This is a genomic window from Hespellia stercorisuis DSM 15480 (assembly GCF_900142165.1).
Classification (GTDB): domain Bacteria; phylum Bacillota; class Clostridia; order Lachnospirales; family Lachnospiraceae; genus Hespellia; species Hespellia stercorisuis.
Genome location: NZ_FQZY01000080.1, coordinates 1 through 17,233 on the forward strand (window position 1 = coordinate 1; position 17,233 = coordinate 17,233).

The 17,233-nt window shown below is 47.5% G+C and carries 14 protein-coding genes, 1 tRNA gene and 3 pseudogenes; 4 read left to right on the forward strand and 14 right to left on the reverse strand.

From position 1 onward, the window contains the following. Positions 1-211, reverse strand: a pseudogene (locus BUB85_RS17990) (ISNCY family transposase); the annotation flags it as partial. A 189-nt stretch (positions 212-400) separates the two neighbouring features. On the opposite strand from BUB85_RS17990, the gene BUB85_RS17995 reads away from it, so the two are divergent. After that, positions 401-485, forward strand: a tRNA-Leu gene (locus BUB85_RS17995). 105 nt (positions 486-590) lie between these two features. Here BUB85_RS17995 and BUB85_RS18000 read toward each other — a convergent pair. From BUB85_RS18000 to BUB85_RS18010, 3 genes and pseudogenes are all read right to left on the reverse strand, one after another. After that, positions 591-1,478: pseudogene (locus BUB85_RS18000) on the reverse strand (TDT family transporter); the annotation flags it as partial. Beyond that, a pseudogene (locus tag BUB85_RS18005) lies at positions 1,442-1,825 on the reverse strand (C-GCAxxG-C-C family protein); the annotation flags it as partial. The pseudogenes BUB85_RS18005 and BUB85_RS18000, both read right to left, overlap by 37 nt. A 177-nt stretch (positions 1,826-2,002) precedes the next feature. Then, positions 2,003-4,831, reverse strand: a complete 2,829-nt coding sequence (locus tag BUB85_RS18010) for a response regulator (RefSeq protein WP_073112933.1) — start codon at positions 4,829-4,831, stop codon at positions 2,003-2,005. Between the two features lie 444 nt (positions 4,832-5,275). Here BUB85_RS18010 and trpS point away from each other — a divergent pair, with 444 nt between their 5' ends. Further along, on the forward strand, positions 5,276-6,361 hold the full coding sequence (trpS, locus tag BUB85_RS18015; RefSeq protein WP_073112934.1) for a tryptophan--tRNA ligase: 1,086 nt from the start codon (positions 5,276-5,278) through the stop codon (positions 6,359-6,361). A 194-nt stretch (positions 6,362-6,555) separates the two neighbouring features. Beyond that, complete coding sequence (locus BUB85_RS18020; RefSeq protein ID WP_073112935.1) at positions 6,556-7,206, forward strand: HAD family hydrolase; 651 nt, start codon at positions 6,556-6,558, stop codon at positions 7,204-7,206. Positions 7,207-7,302: 96 nt separating this feature from the next. On the opposite strand, the gene BUB85_RS18025 is transcribed toward BUB85_RS18020, so the two are convergent. The 10 genes from BUB85_RS18025 to BUB85_RS18065 all read right to left on the reverse strand — a co-directional run bounded on the left by BUB85_RS18025 (position 7,303) and on the right by BUB85_RS18065 (position 16,053). Continuing rightward, a complete protein-coding gene (locus BUB85_RS18025; RefSeq protein WP_073112936.1) occupies positions 7,303-8,145 on the reverse strand; it encodes a Cof-type HAD-IIB family hydrolase in 843 nt (280 codons plus the stop codon). 99 nt (positions 8,146-8,244) lie between these two features. Beyond that, complete coding sequence (locus tag BUB85_RS18030; protein WP_073112937.1) at positions 8,245-9,231, reverse strand: diaminopimelate dehydrogenase; 987 nt, start codon at positions 9,229-9,231, stop codon at positions 8,245-8,247. A gap of 76 nt (positions 9,232-9,307) precedes the next feature. Next, positions 9,308-9,502: a hypothetical protein gene (locus tag BUB85_RS21240; protein WP_143160780.1), complete on the reverse strand. Its 195-nt coding sequence runs from the start codon at positions 9,500-9,502 to the stop codon at positions 9,308-9,310. Then, the gene (locus BUB85_RS18035) at positions 9,472-10,179 is read right to left on the reverse strand and encodes a J domain-containing protein (protein ID WP_073112938.1); all 708 of its coding nucleotides are present in this window, start codon (positions 10,177-10,179) and stop codon (positions 9,472-9,474) included. The genes BUB85_RS21240 and BUB85_RS18035 overlap by 31 nt, the downstream gene beginning before the upstream one ends. Positions 10,180-10,237: 58 nt before the next feature. Beyond that, positions 10,238-11,104: a DUF5685 family protein gene (locus BUB85_RS18040; RefSeq protein WP_073112939.1), complete on the reverse strand. Its 867-nt coding sequence runs from the start codon at positions 11,102-11,104 to the stop codon at positions 10,238-10,240. Between the two features lies 1 nt (position 11,105). Next, positions 11,106-11,501, reverse strand: coding sequence for a zinc ribbon domain-containing protein (locus BUB85_RS18045; RefSeq protein WP_073112940.1), 396 nt, complete (start codon positions 11,499-11,501; stop codon positions 11,106-11,108). Between the two features lie 309 nt (positions 11,502-11,810). Continuing rightward, the gene (locus BUB85_RS18050; protein ID WP_073112941.1) at positions 11,811-12,725 is read right to left on the reverse strand and encodes a DUF4340 domain-containing protein; all 915 of its coding nucleotides are present in this window, start codon (positions 12,723-12,725) and stop codon (positions 11,811-11,813) included. 35 nt (positions 12,726-12,760) lie between these two features. Continuing rightward, positions 12,761-14,155, reverse strand: coding sequence for a GldG family protein (locus BUB85_RS18055; protein WP_073112942.1), 1,395 nt, complete (start codon positions 14,153-14,155; stop codon positions 12,761-12,763). A gap of 13 nt (positions 14,156-14,168) precedes the next feature. Next, positions 14,169-15,035, reverse strand: coding sequence for an ABC transporter permease subunit (locus BUB85_RS18060; protein WP_073112943.1), 867 nt, complete (start codon positions 15,033-15,035; stop codon positions 14,169-14,171). After that, positions 15,019-16,053 carry an ABC transporter ATP-binding protein gene (locus BUB85_RS18065; protein WP_073112944.1) on the reverse strand — a complete coding sequence of 345 codons (1,035 nt, stop codon included), beginning with the start codon at positions 16,051-16,053 and terminating at the stop codon, positions 15,019-15,021. The genes BUB85_RS18060 and BUB85_RS18065 overlap by 17 nt, the downstream gene beginning before the upstream one ends. A gap of 198 nt (positions 16,054-16,251) precedes the next feature. Here BUB85_RS18065 and BUB85_RS18070 point away from each other — a divergent pair, with 198 nt between their 5' ends. Further along, complete coding sequence (locus BUB85_RS18070) at positions 16,252-17,139, forward strand: LysR family transcriptional regulator (protein ID WP_073112945.1); 888 nt, start codon at positions 16,252-16,254, stop codon at positions 17,137-17,139. Positions 17,140-17,233: the final 94 nt, after the last annotated feature.

Consider the following 17,233-nt stretch of genomic DNA (forward strand, 5'->3'; position numbering starts at 1 on the left):
CAATAACCTTTGTTGCCTCAGGGATGGTATTGGCGGGCTTACGGCCTTTGTTACCGTGTACAAAGTATTCTTTCCCTGATTTTGTGTAACCAGCAAGCATGCGGTTGATGTGGCGTACTGTGCAGCCAAGTGTAAGAGCAGCTCGTTCTTTGTTTGGACTTGGATGGTCAGCAAGCCCTTTAATCACTTCATATTTCTTTTGTTCGTCCATATCTAATATAACCTTTCTGATAATGAATTCCTCCTGTTCTAAATTATAAGCAGGAGTCAGTATACCATACTTGGGACATTTCCCCTTGTGGTATATAAGGACATTATCATAAATGGTTCATATTTTTTTCAAAAAAATAAAAAAAAAGCTTTCCACACACCCTCTTTTGTGTTATAATCTTTTTTGTTAGCGGAAATGTCGGAATTGGCAGACGAGCAAGATTCAGGTTCTTGTGTGGGTTTACCACGTGAGGGTTCAAGTCCCTTTTTCCGCACTAACACAAATGGCTGAAGCCCTTAGTTTTAAAGAGCTTCAGCCATTTTTATTTTGAGCGGTTTTTGGTGGAATCTAATGGAACCTGATAGAACCTGATGGAGCTTTATTTAGAGAATGCTGTCTCTGTTCTGACGTTTTTCGCTAAATTTCCCCCAAAGATAAATCCCAGGAACCGGATCAGGGTATAGACCACAAAAAGCACAGCGATCACGGTTTCAATCAGTACCAGAACTTTCAATGCCGGCATCGGACTTCCCATATTCATCAGGCAGGCCATGGTCTGTTTGGTTGCGATGGCACTGATGACAAACGGGAATGTAAAGGACGCATAACTCGGGTAGAACGGCAGCTTCAGATATCCGACCGCCTTCACCAGCGCGAATACATAGATTGCCGTTGCCACTGCCAGCATCGCCAGAAGAAATCCCCTGGATTTTGGCGTGACAGACTGCACATATCCTGCAATACACAGGCTGACCGGTGCGGCATAGATACAGATCAGTGGTTTCGCCGGATCCGGAATCTCCTTAAACTTCACGTAACGAATCGTGACTAGAACCAGCAGCGCAATCAGACACGCAAATCCAAACCAGAACGCCGCTGTCCCGATCCCCGGCTTGTCATACGCCGGTGCCGTGATCGACGCCGTCACAATGCCCACATACACAATGTAATAGCTTGCAAACACCTTCGGCATCTGAAGCTTCAAAATAAACTTCACTGTAAAATAAATGATCAAAGCAGCGTGAAGCAAAATCGCCAGCAGCCAGATTACGTACGCCGCCTGTCCGATAAACGGTTTCACGTAAGTACTAAGTATCATAAGTGCCATGGAAAATGTCCCGGCAACACTCGCCATGATCGGATTCCCCATATCCTCTTTGACCATCTGCGGAAACAGGATCAGCTTCAGCAAAATCAGCACCAGTAAAAATGCCGCCACAATTCCACATACATACCGGATTCCCTCCGAATAGCTCTGTAACAGACTGCTTTTTTTCCATTATTTTCTTTGAACCAGTCATGTAATTCATGTGTCAGCTCCATACATTTGTTGACCTTAGGATCTTTTGGTCCGTTCGGCTCTGTGCGTCCGAAGAATAAGCTGAGTGCCAGGATTCCCCCGTTTAATGCCCCGCACATACAGCCCGAGCGCCCTGCTCCGACAGCCATTCCAGATGCCATTGCGATCACGTCATCCGATACATTCAGTCCAAAATTTTTTCTCACTGCATCCATCACTGCTTCACTGCAGAAATAGCCGCCTCTGAATGCTTCTTCCGCATCCTTCTGTACCTTTTTCGGACTAATTTCTCTTGTCATGTTTGTTAAATCCATTGTTTTCTCCTCCTGCAATTTCATTTGCAAAACGGACACTCGCAATCCGCTTCGCCGCTTATTTGTGAACGTCTCAATTATAGCACGCAGAAAAAAAGCCAACAAATCGAAAGATCTGATAGCCTCTGCTGTCTCATAGATCATTTCTATTTGTTGACTTTCCCACACGATATTATGCTATTCTTCACTGTCGAATTTGGTGCTTTTTTTCGCTATATGCTCTCTTAACGTCTGGTACAATACCTCCGGCTCGATGGGTTTCGTCAGATGTGCATTCATGCCGACCCGCAGAGATTCCTGCACATCCTCATCAAAAGCATTTGCGGTCATGGCAATGATCGGTACCTCCTGTGCATCTTTCCTCGCCATTCTCCGGATCTGTCTCGTTGACTCCAAACCGTCCATCTTCGGCATGCGGATATCCATCAGCACCGCATCAAAGAAATTCTCCGGCGCCTCCTGAAATGTCTCACAGGCTTTTGCGCCATCTGCAGCCATCACAACTTCCATCTTCTCGTGTTCCAAGAGCTTCTTCGCGATCTCCCTGTTCAGCGGGTGGTCATCTACCAGAAGGATTCGTCTGCCCTCCAGATTCATCCATTCTCTATTCCCGGCAACCGTCTGCTCCGGCTCCGCCAGTCTGGCCTTATAAGGAATCTCAAATGTAAATGTGGAACCCTTTCCAAGCTCGCTCTCCACCCAGATTTTTCCGCCCATCGCTGTAATATAGGATTTCACCAACGCCAGACCCAGACCTGTCCCCTGTACATTCGCTGAAAATTCATTCTCTTCCATCTCAAAAGGCAGGAATATCCGCTGCAGAAATGCTTCGCTCATACCGCACCCGGTATCCCGGATCTTCATCTGATCAAGTCCACTGTGACCGTCATTCCATATATTTCTTATGCTCAGCTCAATGGTTCCACCCTCCGGTGTAAATTTCACTGCGTTGTTCATAAGATTCATGTAGATCTGCTGGATTCGAAGCGGATCCAAATAAAAGCGGACCCGGCTTTCTTTGTTGATCCCCGGGTAAATAAAATGAATTTTCTTTTCCTCGATAGACGGTTTCAGCATCTCAATACACTCCAGTACAAGTGCGCCTCCGGCAATCCACTGCGGATGCAATTCCAGCTTTCCGCTCTCAATCCGACTCATATCCAGAATATCATTGATGATTCCCAGCAGATACTGACTCGATGCACCGATCTGATTCAAATATCTGCTCCGCTCCTTCTCATCCTCCGTCTGCTGTGCCAGCTTAGCCATGCCTACAATGGCATTCATCGGTGTCCGGATCTCATGGCTCATCTGTGATAAGAACGCGGTCTTCGCATGGCTTGCCACCTTTGCATCCGCCAAAGCCTTCTCCAGCACCATCTGGCTCTTCATCTGCTCGGCCCGCAGCTGTGTAATATCACTCTGGATAAAGACGATGCTGCGCTCATCCTGATGGTACTTCAAATACCGCACTTTTTTCGCCCTTATCTGCCCCTCTTCCGTCTTCATACTGAAATAAAACTCCAGATTATCATGGGTTTTCAAATATTCTGCCACGCTGCTTAAATCTGCCAGCTCCAAATATCGTTCTCTTTCTTCTTTCACAACAGAATTTTCCGCAAAATCCATCAGCGACTTCTGATAGTCATTCTCCAGAATTGGCTTACGATGTGGATTGTAGCTGTTTTTCCCATAAATCATAATCGCTTTCTGATCCTGCATATTAACAAACCCCATGAGATCATAGTCATCATTGACCGCAAACTCCATCAAGATGTTTATGGTCTTCTTCAGATTGATATCATAGCAGTATTCAAAAAGTAACAGATCTGTCCCGTTCGGATCCGTCATCAGGTGAAGTGCCGTGCGCACCCAGATGCACTTCCCGCTCTCCAGTGTTCTCTGGTATTCCAGGGAAAATTCATTCTCTCCCTCAGCAAAAGATTTCAACAGAAAACTGCGGTCATGCAGCTTCAGAATCTGTTCCCTGATGCCCGGTTCTATCGCATCTTGCGCGATCAGCACGCCAATCCGATCCACAGTTACATTCCCGCCGCCATTATCAGCCACATAGTTTCCGACATAGTCAACCATCTTCCATTCGCTCACGTTCATGCAGAAATGCATGAGCAGATCCTTATCCTCGGCCGCATGCCTTTTTTCGATCTCGTATCTGTGCTCCAGTTCTTTTATGTCATCGACAATGTGCATGATGCCCACCGCCTCCCGGGCGACATGGTTCTCGTCAAAAATATTAGTCAGCTTGAATTTCATCCAGTGGATTGTACCGTCAGCAAAACGTCCTCTCACCGTCGCTTCTGCCTCTTTTTCTCCCGCCGTGATTTTATCGCACATTGCCTCGAACTCCGCCCAGTATTCTTCCTCGATCACATGATCACTGCACATCACACTGCAAAAATCTGTAACCTTTTCCGGCAGCGCAAAATCCTTCTGAAAACGAGCTCCCATATGTGCCACATTTCGTCTCCAGAGGCAGTTCCAATACCACACTCCGGCATTTCTTGTCGCCGCCTCCAGGATCTGCTGATTCGCCTGTAGATTCTTGATCAGTTTACGCAGCCCCTGCTGGCTCGCCATCTGCTTCGTCACGTCAAAGAATGTGCCAAACAGAATCGTCGTGTCGTCGTCCCGCCTGTCCGGATTCAGTCTCAGCGTGCACCATTTCTCACTGCCACTCACACAGACGGCCTGATAGGTCACTTCCTGTTCTTTCCCCGTTGCAACTGCACGCGCAATGGCTGCCTCCACTTTTTTACGATCTTCTTTGCGCACGCCAAACAGTCGATCTTCTTCGTATGCCTGATAAATGCTTTCTTTATCACTCTCACAGATTTTGCAGAAGCCTTCCGTCATGTACATCATGCGTGGCCTTTCCCCCGCCACCATCTTATATGCACAGATTCCACAGCCGGCATGGCTGAGAAGTGCGGCAAATTCTGATTTTTTTATTGTACGCCCATTGAAAACTTCATCCTGTCCATTCATACTTTATCCTCAGGTTTTCCGCCCAGACAGATCATCCTAATCCCCTGCGCTGTTTACTTGTAAATTGTACACTTCAATCCGCTTCGCTGTTTGTTGGTGAACATCCAGCTTATCATCTTATTCTATTTTACCTTGAGACATTATTTTTTTCAATTCATTTGTTTTTCTTTTTGTTTGCCGCAGCGGGTATTCGGTTACTGTTCACACGCAAGCTTGACACCTACTGTCAAGCTATGCGCCAATCAAGTAAATATAACTATGAGCCGGTCCCATCATCGAAGATGATTTAAAAATGGACCGGCGACGTTACTGGAACAGATTTATCTGTGAACAGTAACGGTATTCGCAGTATCCTGTAAAATGAGGATTACACTTTGTCATTTTCCTGAAACTATGGTAAACTATACCCCATAGAGTAAATTGATTCAGGAGGACAAGAACGATATGCCAAAAATTATTTTAACTGGTGACAGACCTACCGGCAAGCTCCATCTCGGACACTACGTAGGCTCACTGAAAAGACGAGTAGAATTACAAAATTCAGGTGAATTTGATAAAATATTTATTATGATTGCAGATGCGCAGGCACTGACCGACAACGCGGACAACCCTGAGAAGGTAAGACAGAACATTATCGAGGTCGCGCTCGACTACCTGTCTGTCGGCCTTGATCCGACGAAATCAAACATCTTCATACAGTCACAGATTCCACAGCTCACCGAGCTCACATTTTATTACATGAATCTGGTCACAGTTGCCAGACTGCAGCGCAATCCTACCGTAAAGTCAGAGATTCAGATGCGCAACTTCGAGGCGAGTATCCCTGTTGGATTCTTCACTTATCCGATCAGCCAGGCTTCTGACATCACAGCCTTCAAAGCAACCACTGTTCCAGTCGGCGAGGATCAGGAACCGATGATCGAACAGGCCCGCGAGATCGTCCGCAAGTTCAACTCCGTGTATGGCGAGACACTGGTCGAGCCGGATATCCTTCTTCCAGACAACAAGGCGTGTCTCAGACTGCCTGGTACCGACGGCAAAGCCAAGATGAGTAAATCCCTTGGCAACTGCATCTACCTGTCCGACTCTCCGGCAGATGTCAAGAAAAAGGTTATGAGCATGTATACTGATCCGACTCACATTAAGATCGAAGATCCGGGCAAACTGGAAGGAAACTGCGTATTCACTTATCTTGACGCATTCTGCCAGCCGGAGGATTTTGCAGAATTTCTTCCTGACTACAAGAATCTGGATGAACTGAAGGCGCACTATCAGCGCGGAGGACTCGGCGATGTCAAAGTCAAAAAGTTCCTCAACAATGTACTGCAAAAACAGTTGGAGCCGATTCGCGCCAGAAGACACGAGTACGAGAAAAACATACCGGAAGTATACAAGATTCTGCAGCGGGGCACAAAGGTTGCTTACGACGCAGCAGAAGAGACATTGAACGAGGTAAAACGTTCGATGAAGATCAATTATTTTGACGATGAGGAACTGATTCGCGTTCAGTCGGAAAAATACAGCAGCTAATACAGCGATATGCGGTGGGATGACGGGTACACCGCAGGTTGTCACCCCGCAGTGATGGTCATCAAATAAAGCCTTATTGGAAATTTGTAGAGAACTGCGTTATACGAAACAAGGCTGCAGAAATTGAACGTCAGCTTTACTTATATCCCGAATTTATCTTAATCTCAAAAACACATCGAAAGGATTTTTATATCATGAAAAAAGGAGTTATTTTTGACCAGGATGGAATTTTATTTGACACAGAACGGCTTTACGTACAGGGCTGGAAGTACGCCGGAAGTACAATGAACGTTGATGTACCTGAAGTTTTTTTTCGCGCGATTGCCGGCAGCAGCGGCCAGCGTATGCTCGATATCATCCACGAACATATTCCGGGCGTGGATCCATCTGAATTCCGCCATCTGTGCATGGATTGGACGCACCGGGAGCAGGATCGTTTTCTCCCTGAAAAGCCGGGGCTTCATGAGATTATCACTTTTTTCATAGAAAACGGATGTGAAATCGCAGTTGCCAGCAGTTCTCAGCTCGTCCGCATCGAAAAAAACCTGCGCACTGCCGGAATCCGCGATTCCATCTCACACATTGTCACCGGTGACGATGTCGAACACGGAAAGCCACATCCGGAGATTTTTTTGAAAGCCGCACAGCTGCTTGAATTGGAGCCGGAAGAATGCTATGTCTTCGAGGACAGCTTCAACGGCATCCGCGCCGGACACGCCTCCGGCTGCTTCACCGTCATGATTCCAGATCTACAGGAGCCGACAGCGGAAATCAGCCAGCTTTACGATGCTTGCTGCAAGGACTTTTTTGAAGTAATTGAATGCATTCAGCGCGGAGCGTTCTAATTCTAATTGACGACGAATTAATAGAACTCTCCTGATGATTTAGCAAAAACCGGCATACCGGGCTCCGACGGAGCTCAGTATGCCGGTTTTAACTCTTTAGATCAATTTCAGTTTTTCAAATGCATGATACAGGCCATCCTCCGTCACGTCATTCGTGATAAAGTCTGCGGCTGCCTTGATCTCCGGTCCGCCATTTCCCATCGCGACACCGACTGCGCAGCACTCGAACATAGACAGATCAATCCTGGCATCACCGAACGCGATGGTATCTTCCACTGACGCCCCAAGATGGTTCAAAAGATGTGCAATTGCGTTGGCCTTTGTGATGTCCTTGACTCCAAGATCCCCGAAAAGTGCCGTCTCTCCCGCTCCGCCCCAGGTTCCTGACTGCAGATTAGGAAACGCCTCTCTCGCACCCAAAAAATCCTGATACGAACTAAGAATAAAACTTACTTTGTTCAGATCCTCTCTGTACAGCTCTCCTCCGAATATCATGTCTGGAAACGCCTGCCTGACCGTCAGGCGGCACGCATCATCTTTTCCCTTCCTCTTCGAGTATTCCTGAATAACAGGCTCCCCCATCGTCTCAAAATTTTCGCTCGCAAAAAGCCCGTTATTGCTCTCCAGATAGAACTCCAATCCTCTCCCGTGCAGCCAATCTACAATATCTCTACATTCTTCTGCTGTGATCAGCTGATGGAAGATCACCTGCCCCCGGTCCTCCACATAGTTTCCGTTTCCGCCGATCATCCCATCCAGACCGATGTCCCAGATGTCCTGGTACACCTCTGCCTTGCTGCGGCCCGTGCTGATGTACACCCGGTGTCCATTTTCACGGGCTTTTCGAATTGCTGTGACTGCGGATTCCGGAAGATTATTCTCATAATCCACCAGGGTTCCGTCCACATCTATAAATAATACCTTTTTGTTCTCTGACATTACCTTTATACCTCACATTCCGTTGCGTCAATTGTCAATTGGGGACGTAGCAAAATGTCATTTTGCTACGTCCCCAATTGAACACCACTCTGTCCCTTTTTACAGCATATGTGCACGCAGTTCTTCACCACTCTGTGCACTCAGATATGCCGGTGCGATATCAAACACGGTCCTGCATCCTGTCTGGCCTTCCTGTGCCAGTCTGTAAGCTGCTCGCGCGTAAGCCACCAGTACACAAGATGTAAATTCCGGATTGGAATCCAGCTTCAGGCTGTATTCGATCACGTGACTATGCTCTTCCTCCCAGCCTGTCTTCCCACTTCGGATCACGAATCCGCCGTGCGGAATCCCACTGTGTTTTGCCTTTAACTCCTCCTCGGAGATAAAGTTCACCGTGGTATCATAGTCTGCAAAATAGTTCGGCATCTCCACGATTTCTTTTTCGATCTTTGCAAGGTCTGCACCTTCCTCGGCAACAACAAAGCACTCTCTCGTATGTTTCTGTCTTGTTGACAGCTCCGGATTCTCTCCTGCCCGTACCGCTTCCAGTGCGCTCTCAACCGGAACCGTGTACTGCTTCGCATCTTTGACTCCCTCCACACGGCGAATCGCGTCTGAATGTCCCTGACTCACACCTTTTCCCCAGAATGTGTAGTCACTGCCATTTGCAAGAATCGCATTGCCATATAGTCTGTTCAGTGAGAACATCCCCGGATCCCAGCCCACGGAGATGATTCCCACGTGGCTGCCTTTCTTGGCCGCCGTATCTACATTTGCAAAATGTACCGGGATATTCGCATGTGTATCAAAGCTGTCGATTACGTTAAAATGCTCTGCCAGTGCCGGTGTCTGAGCCGGAAGGTCTGTTGCACTTCCGCCGCAGAGAATCATAACGTCGATCTGGCCTGCCATGCCGACTGCCTCATCCGCATGATAAACCTTTGCGGTGTCAGTTAAAATAGAAACTGTCGCCGGATCACGTCTCGTGAATACTGCTGCCAGCTCCATATCCTTATTTTGTTTAATAGCGCACTCTACGCCTCTTCCCAAGTTGCCATATCCATAGATACCTACTCGAATACTCATTTTATAATTTCTCCTTTTCCCCAATTTGAATGACTATCCCAAATCAGCTCTGCTGCAAAACAAATACCGCAATCCATCACACTGACCTGCAAGCCCTTCGTGCTTTATGTAAATCATGCTCGAAAGCATAAATTTCCTGATTATTATACACCAATGGCATTCCTTCGTCTATATTTTCATGCTTTGAAATCGTCGCCTGAACCGCCGTCGGAATACGACCTTCCGCCGCCCCCGGCAGCACTACATGTACCGTCCGCCGGTGCCGAAGCACATGCCGCTTCCTCCGCAGCACAGATTACAGACAATGTTGGCAATGCAAAGCTGCAGACAGAAACTGCTGCCCCCCATAGTTGGGTAGCCATATTCCCTCTGCTGGCTCTGATACCATCCACCGCCGCCCTGCAGACGCTGGTAGAGCATCTGATACTGCATATTGTTTGGCTCCATCTGTACCGCCTTTTCCGCGTGTTCCAATGCAATCACATTGTTTCCAAGTCCTGAATTGGCCGATGCGCTGTAGAAGTACCAGAGCGCGGACCGCCCCGCAATGCCGCTCAGTACATTCAGTGCCTCATCATAATGACCACTTCGAATGTAGTTGCCCGCCGCCTGCATGTGCATGTCCGCCTCACTTTGTTCTGCACCGCCCTGGCTGTTCTGACTGTTCTGATAACCGCCAAAACCTCCAAAACCGCCGAAGCCACCCATGTCTCCATAGGAATCTCCGTCATGGGCTGCCCCGCCATAAGAGCCGCCGTATTCTTTTTCTTTCATAATCTGGTTATAGGCGGACTGCACTTCCTTAAACTTTGCCTCCGCCTGATCTTTATTTGGATTGTTGATATTCGCATCCGGATGATACTTTCTGCTCAATGTCCGGTATGCCTTTTTTATTTCTTCGTCTGTTGCTCCTCTTTGAAGCCCCAGCACGCTGTATGGATCGCCCATTCTGATTGTTTCTCCTCGTCCTATCTATATTACTCTCTACGCTTAATCTTTATTTGCACTACCTGTTCTTATCTCCGGAACCTTCGTTCTGCGCCTCACCGCCGCCATCCCGCTTCAGACGGGTCTGCGCATATTTACACCAGACACCAGAATACAAAACATTCCGTAAAATATCAGTATACTCTATAATTGGCAGTTTTTCAAACTCTTTTGAACATTCCGCCATCATCATCGTCAGTACCTTCTCAATCCGGTCCTCGAATCCCGGCTCCTGATAGATCTTGGAAAAAGGATTGTAATTCTTCTTTTTAATATCCTCTTCTATGTCCTCATAAGCGTCCATAATGTAGATGAATTTACCAAGAAAGAATCCCATCCTGTACAAATTCTCCTGCCACTCGTCCTCACGGCACAAGAAAATCTGCCCCATTACTTCACCGAAGTAGCCGGCCATCTTATCTATGTTCTCCTCTTCCTGCCGCTCTCCTTCGGAAATGTCGTTCAACGCCCTCACAATCACCTGAATCTTCTTCTCATATCTGGCGCGGATATCCCGGCTCTTTCCCTCCAGCAGCTTCGCGTACAGAAATTTTGTGTATTTTTTTTCGTCGTTCCAGTCATCCTCACATTTATAATAGGAAAGGATTATATTCATGGCTGCAACATATTCCGTGTATTCATTGATTCTTGTCTCATGCTTCTCAAAGGGATGTGCGATGCACTTGCGACTGGACACTTCTGTCTCCGGCTCATACAATGCCGTCAGAAGAACCTCCAGAAATGTCATGTCAAAGGACAGTGTCAGCTGCCCACGTTTCCCGTAATTTTTCTGAAGCACTGCACACAGACCACAATAAAATGAATGATAAAGATCAAAATCCTTGAATTTCATCTCTGATTTGTTGATGCTGATGTATCCAAACATATTAGCTCCTCTTTACGAATGATGTTCCGCACTTTGGACAACGGACTTCGATTTTTCCTTTTCCTCTCGGAATGCGGATCTTCTGTTTACAGGACGGGCATTTGTAGATGTGATATGTCCTGCTCTGCGTCATCTGGTTTTTCTTTTTTGCAATAAAACAGCGTATCTTATAGGTTCTGTCGAGATACCACTGATTCTCCACCGCACGCTTTGTAACATTCCGGGAAAACATTCGGAAATAGGAGTATATGATTGCAACCCACCCGATGTAGTAAAACAGATTCCCCTTTATAAACATGGACAGAACAACAGATACCAGACCGACTCCTACCAACAACTTCGACAGTGAAACGACACCATATCTTCCCTGCATAAAACGAACTAATTTGTCTCTCATTTTCATCATCCTCACTTTTTTTCGCTATGTATAACGCTATGTATAAATTCCATTTTCACTTATTTGCTCCCGGATGTCAATAAACTCCCTATTAAATCTGAGCAGGTCACATTTAATTCATAAAATAAGTATAAACTTGCAGACTGACACATCCACTGGCCTCGTCACCAATCGGTCCGTCTTATTGCCGCTTCTTCTTAAATAATCCATCTGTGAGCCTCTTTTGTAAGATTGGAACAAGGAATTTCCTATTATACATAAAAGGAACATACGGATTTGACTCTCGTACTCCCGTATGTTCCTCTTTCACTATTCTCCCTGATTCAGTACATTGCTGCACACCGCCGTCGTGATTGTATACACGATGTCTGAGTCCTGCACCATCAGATACCGGTTCCCGGCTCCATCCTCACTGCCGATATAAAACGTATAGGTCTGTTCTTTGTCATCGGAGGTGTAGGTCACTTTTTCCGTGATCCGTTTCGCCTCATCCAGACCGTACTTTGCCAGATCCAGCTCCTGATCCGGATACACTGCCACCGTGTCCAGACTGACCGCTCCCAGTCCGCCTGCCACCGCCGCAATACTCTCCGTGTCATCATCGTTAGAAACGTCATAAACAGTTGTCTTGGCATTTTCTGTGATTTCCACCTTCGTCAGATTCCCACTGCCAATGGTTGGGAAGGTGTCAAGCTTCGTCATGTCCTCCAGCGTGTGCTGAATGTCGGACACCACACTTGCCGAGACAGTATAGACTTTTTTCGTGTCATCCACCGTCACATAATAATAATCTCCGGTTGCATTTCCGATATAGACCACGCTCTTCGTACCATCACTGCCCGTAAGCTGCACCTGATAGGCCGGCTGTTCCAGCCCGTAGTCCGCAAGACTGTCACCGTCTGTCAGTTCCCGATCTGCCTCCAACTTTCCGAAGGTGTCAGCGATGGTCTTCACATAGCTCTGATCCAATGGATAATCCTTGTTATCCGCATAATGCCAGTCATCGTCCTCTTTTGCGAAGGACAGTGCACCGCTGCCGGCATCGTAGGTCACTTCTGTCACCTCCGCCACGTCCGTCACATATATTTTCTCAGCCTCAGCCTTCGCATCCTTCTTCTCCTGCTGTTTATTATTCCAGGCAGTGATTCCGAAATACACAACCACCAGCAGGATCAATGCTCCGAGAAGTCCGGCCATGACCTTTGTATTTTTATTCCATGTCATTTCAATCACCTCAACTTTATTTCCAATCGTCTATGCTAAGCCTTTCTTCGTCTGAACCACACCACAAATCCTGCAATCAGCACCACAAATGGTACCACAAAGATCAGCACCAGACTGATCACTCCACCGTGCTGCATGGTGTTCGTCTCGGTTGTCAGGCTCTTCGCCTCAATAGAAATGTTGGATGCACCCTCAAAGTTGCTGGTCACCGCGTTCATAAACAGTGTTGTATTTTCCAGTGTGGTAAAGGAATCCGTCACCTGCGCATCGATCATGGATGCACTGGAAATCACCGTGAGCCGCGCCATTTTGTCGTCCGTCTTCTCGGTCGCCACCGCGCCAAGTGTGTAGGTTCCCTGCGTCTGTCCATCCTGTGTCACCGCATAGCCACTGGATGATGTGGTCATAAACGGTGTCTCCGTAATTGTATCCCGCTCCGGTGTCACATCGGTCAGACCGTGTGCATTGATCAACAGTATCATCTGCGATGAAATACCACTCGCCATCTCATCTGACACAGAAAGCAGTGGGAAGATGTAGTAATAATTCCCTTGGTAGCAGCGCGTCGTATCCGCAATATATCCATCTGTCGGCGCCATTCCGTAGGTCTTCATAATTGCATTAATATTCGGTGTATCCACGCTCTCCGCATCCGCCATGATAATCATAACTTTTCCTCCTGCTGCCAGATATTTCGTAACCGCAGCGGCCTCATCATCTGACAGATCCTTTGTCGGTGCATACATCAGCAACAGGTCGCAGTCATCCGGAATCGCCGCATCCATCACCAGATTCACTTCATTTACATTGTAACTGGCTTTGGACAGCAGATCGGAAACCGTCGTGGAAAATGTTGCTTCCCCGTGTCCCGTCGTCCGGTAAATGTTATAGGAAGTATCATTTGTCACATAGTTTACCGCGCTGGTCAGTTGACCTTCCCCGTCAAAGGATGTCTCTGACGCAGTTCCTGAATAGTATGCGGACATCTGGTCGGTGACGATGATATCTGAAAATGCCACCGTCGTCGTCTTATCCATATCCGGGCAGGAAACCACGATCGTATTCTGTTCTGCATCGTATTCGTCCAGCGCCGTCGGATGCAGGGTCGGGTCGATCCACTCCACAGAAATCTTCTTGGACAGCCCGGCGTATTTGCTGATAAATGTCGTGATACGCTCGTCGGTACTGCTCTTGGTCGCAAGTACCGTGAACTTGATCTTGTGATCCAGATTCTTGACCAGTTTTCTGCTGGTGTCTGTGATCTCATACAGGTTGTTGCTGCTGATATCGATATTGCGGATTTTCTCAGGCAGCTGGCCGACGATCAGATTTGCAACCACAATGATCGCGATGACGATTGCCACCAGCCCCACACTGAAACTCCCGTTTTTTGTCTGTGATGTCTTAAATATATTTTTTATTTTTTCCATTTTCTCGTCCCTCCTAGCTCCAGCGTCTCTTTTGAATCATCTGTACCGTCAGGAACACAAAAAGAACGATCAGTGACAGATAAAAGATGATGCCACTTACATCCACAATGCTGTTGGATGCGATTCCGCTGAACACATCCGTGACTGCCAGCTTGGAGAACCACTTTGTGAGCAGGTTCTCAAACAGGCTGGACTTGACAAAATAAGTCACCACACACGCTGCAATTCCCGCGACTTCAATCACCGCACTGATCAGCCAGTTGTCTGTCATATGGAAAATGTAAAATACCACGATGGTCAGTACAATGATCAGTCCGATCAGACTTCCGATTGCTGTAGATGGGAACAATGTCAGGATTCCACTCCACAGGTACAAGACGAGAAGCACACCAAAGGTGCTGATGGATGCAATGATCTGGCTCTCTGTCATAGCCGAAATAAACATTCCGATTGCGATGAACACGCAGCCCAACAGGAAAAATGTAAAGATCGACATGTAATCCACCATAAGGTACGCCGTTCCCTGCATCTTGATGATCAGCGGATACAGACAGAAGATCAGGTTCGGGATCGCCAGAACCGTGACCATGGCAAAATATTTGCCAAGCACTACTTTCGTCAGGCTGACCGGTGCCGTGAGCAGCAGCTGATCCGTCTTACTTCTGCGTTCCTCTGCAAAGCTTCGCATGGTCAGCACCGGAATCGCGATCAGAAGCACGATCAGCGTGCCCGATAAGGTATAGGAAAAATATGGATACCCTCCATTTAGATTGTATGCAAGGAAATAAATCCCTGCGAATCCCAGTAAAACCGCGATGAATACACAGCCGATCATGGAGTAGAAATAAGATTTTAATTCTCTTTTATAAATTGCCAGCATCTTCGTTTTCCCCCTCTTCCATCTCCTGTTTTACAGCATCCGATTCTTCTGCCTCCAGTTCGTCGGTCTCCAGTTTTTCGGCCTCCGCGTCGTTCTGAGTCAGTTCGAGGAAGACATCCTCCAGGGAAACCTTCGTGTTCTTGAGCAGCAGAAGCGGCTTCTTTTTCTCCGCAAATGCCATGAATACAGATTCCCGGATATCGGCATGGTTTTTCACTTCGATCACAGCACCGGTTGTGTTGTCCTTGTTCACCTGGGTTGTGATTTTCTCCACATTGGCAACGGGGCGCAGAATGTCGCGCACTTCCGTCTGGGTTGCCCTGGTCGTGATCTCCACGGTCTCAGAGCCTGCCATCAGCTGCTCCAGATTCACCGGTGTGTCACTCGCCACCAGCTTTCCTTTGGAAATGATCATGACATAGTCGCACACCTCCTGCACCTCTGCCAGAATATGGGAACTCAGTATGACCGTGTGATTCTTTGCCAGCGTGCGAATCAATTCCCGGATCTCGATGATCTGCTTGGGATCCAGCCCCACTGTGGGCTCATCCAGAATGATGATTTCCGGAAATCCAAGAATGGCCTGCGCAAGTCCGACTCTCTGTCTGTATCCCTTGGAGAGATTCTTGATTAGGCGTTCCTGCACATCGTAGAGCTTGGCGAGCTTTACTACCTGTTCCACTGCCTCCTCCCGCTCTTTCTTTTTTATCTTCTTCAGCTCCGCCGCAAAATCAAGATATTCCAGCACCGTCATATCCGTATACAACGGTGGAATCTCCGGCAGATAGCCGATACATTTCTTTGCCTCCTCCGGATCCTTCAAAATGTTATGCCCGTTGATGAGCACCTCTCCCTCCGTCGCTCCCAGATACCCTGTCATGATATTCATGGTGGTAGATTTCCCGGCTCCGTTCGGACCTAAAAAACCGTAGATTTTTCCTTCTTCAATAGTGAAATTAAGGTGATCTACGGCAATATGATTTCCATATTTTTTTACTAGATTCTTGACTTCTATCAATTTCTTTTGCCTCCCTATAGATTAATATTTTAAACATTAGCAATAAATTGTGTTAAATGTGTGACGCAATTATGGCAGTTTTGTTGCCTGCGTTCCCACTTTACTTCATTTGATGCTTATTGTATAATTTCTTTATAACTTATGCCATCGTCCGTAATGGCATTCACTTGGGGATAACGAAGTACCGGAGGGATTTCTATGAATCTAAATCAATTATACTATTTTCAGTCTATCGCCCGGCTGCAGCATTTCACCCAGGCTGCCGAAGAACTGCACATTTCCCAGCCCAGTCTGAGCTATGCCATGTCCAGTCTTGAAAACGAGCTTGGGACCAGATTGTTTGAAAAAAAAGGACGCAATGTCGTCCTGACCAAATACGGAAAGATCTTTCTGGAGCATGTGACCCTGTCACTGTCCGAGCTGGAAACCGGGATTCATAAGCTGCAGAAATACACCAGCTCCGAGCAGGGGCAGATTGATATCGGATACGTCTATCCGCTGGCGCCGCGCTATATACCGAAGATGGTACGATCCTTTCTGGATATTCCGCGGAACCAGGACGTGAATTTCACATTTTACCAGGGCATTACCTCTACACTGATCGATGGACTAAAGGCCGAAAAGTACGATGTCATCTTCGCTTCTCAGGTGTCCGACGAACCGGCAATCGAGTTTGTCCCCCTGCTCAGACATTCCCTCTCCGTCATTGTTCCGAGGGATCACCCGCTGGCAGAACGTACCTCCGTCTCCATTCAGGAGATTCAGCCCTACCCGCTGGTCGTCTACAACGAAGAGACAGGGCTGGGGCAGCTGACCCTGAAGCTGTTTGAGATTTCCGACATGACACCGAACATCATCAGCCGCGCCGAGAATGAGCAGGCGCTCTACGGACTCGTCTCCGAGGGATTTGGTATCTCCATCGCCGCGGTCATCCCGGAGATCAGCCTCTACGAAATCAAGGCAATTCCAGTGGATGAACCCTACTGCAACCGCCATATCCATATGGCATATCTAAAAGACCACTTTCAGCCGCCGGCGCTGGAACGGTTTATACAGTACGGGAAGACACATACCTTCGAGATGTAACATACAGCGGAAGGTATGTCAAAAAGGGACAGGGTAAGAGGGAATGGGGCTGTCGCACTAAGTAATTAGTGCGCAGCTCCTTTTTTATGCAAAA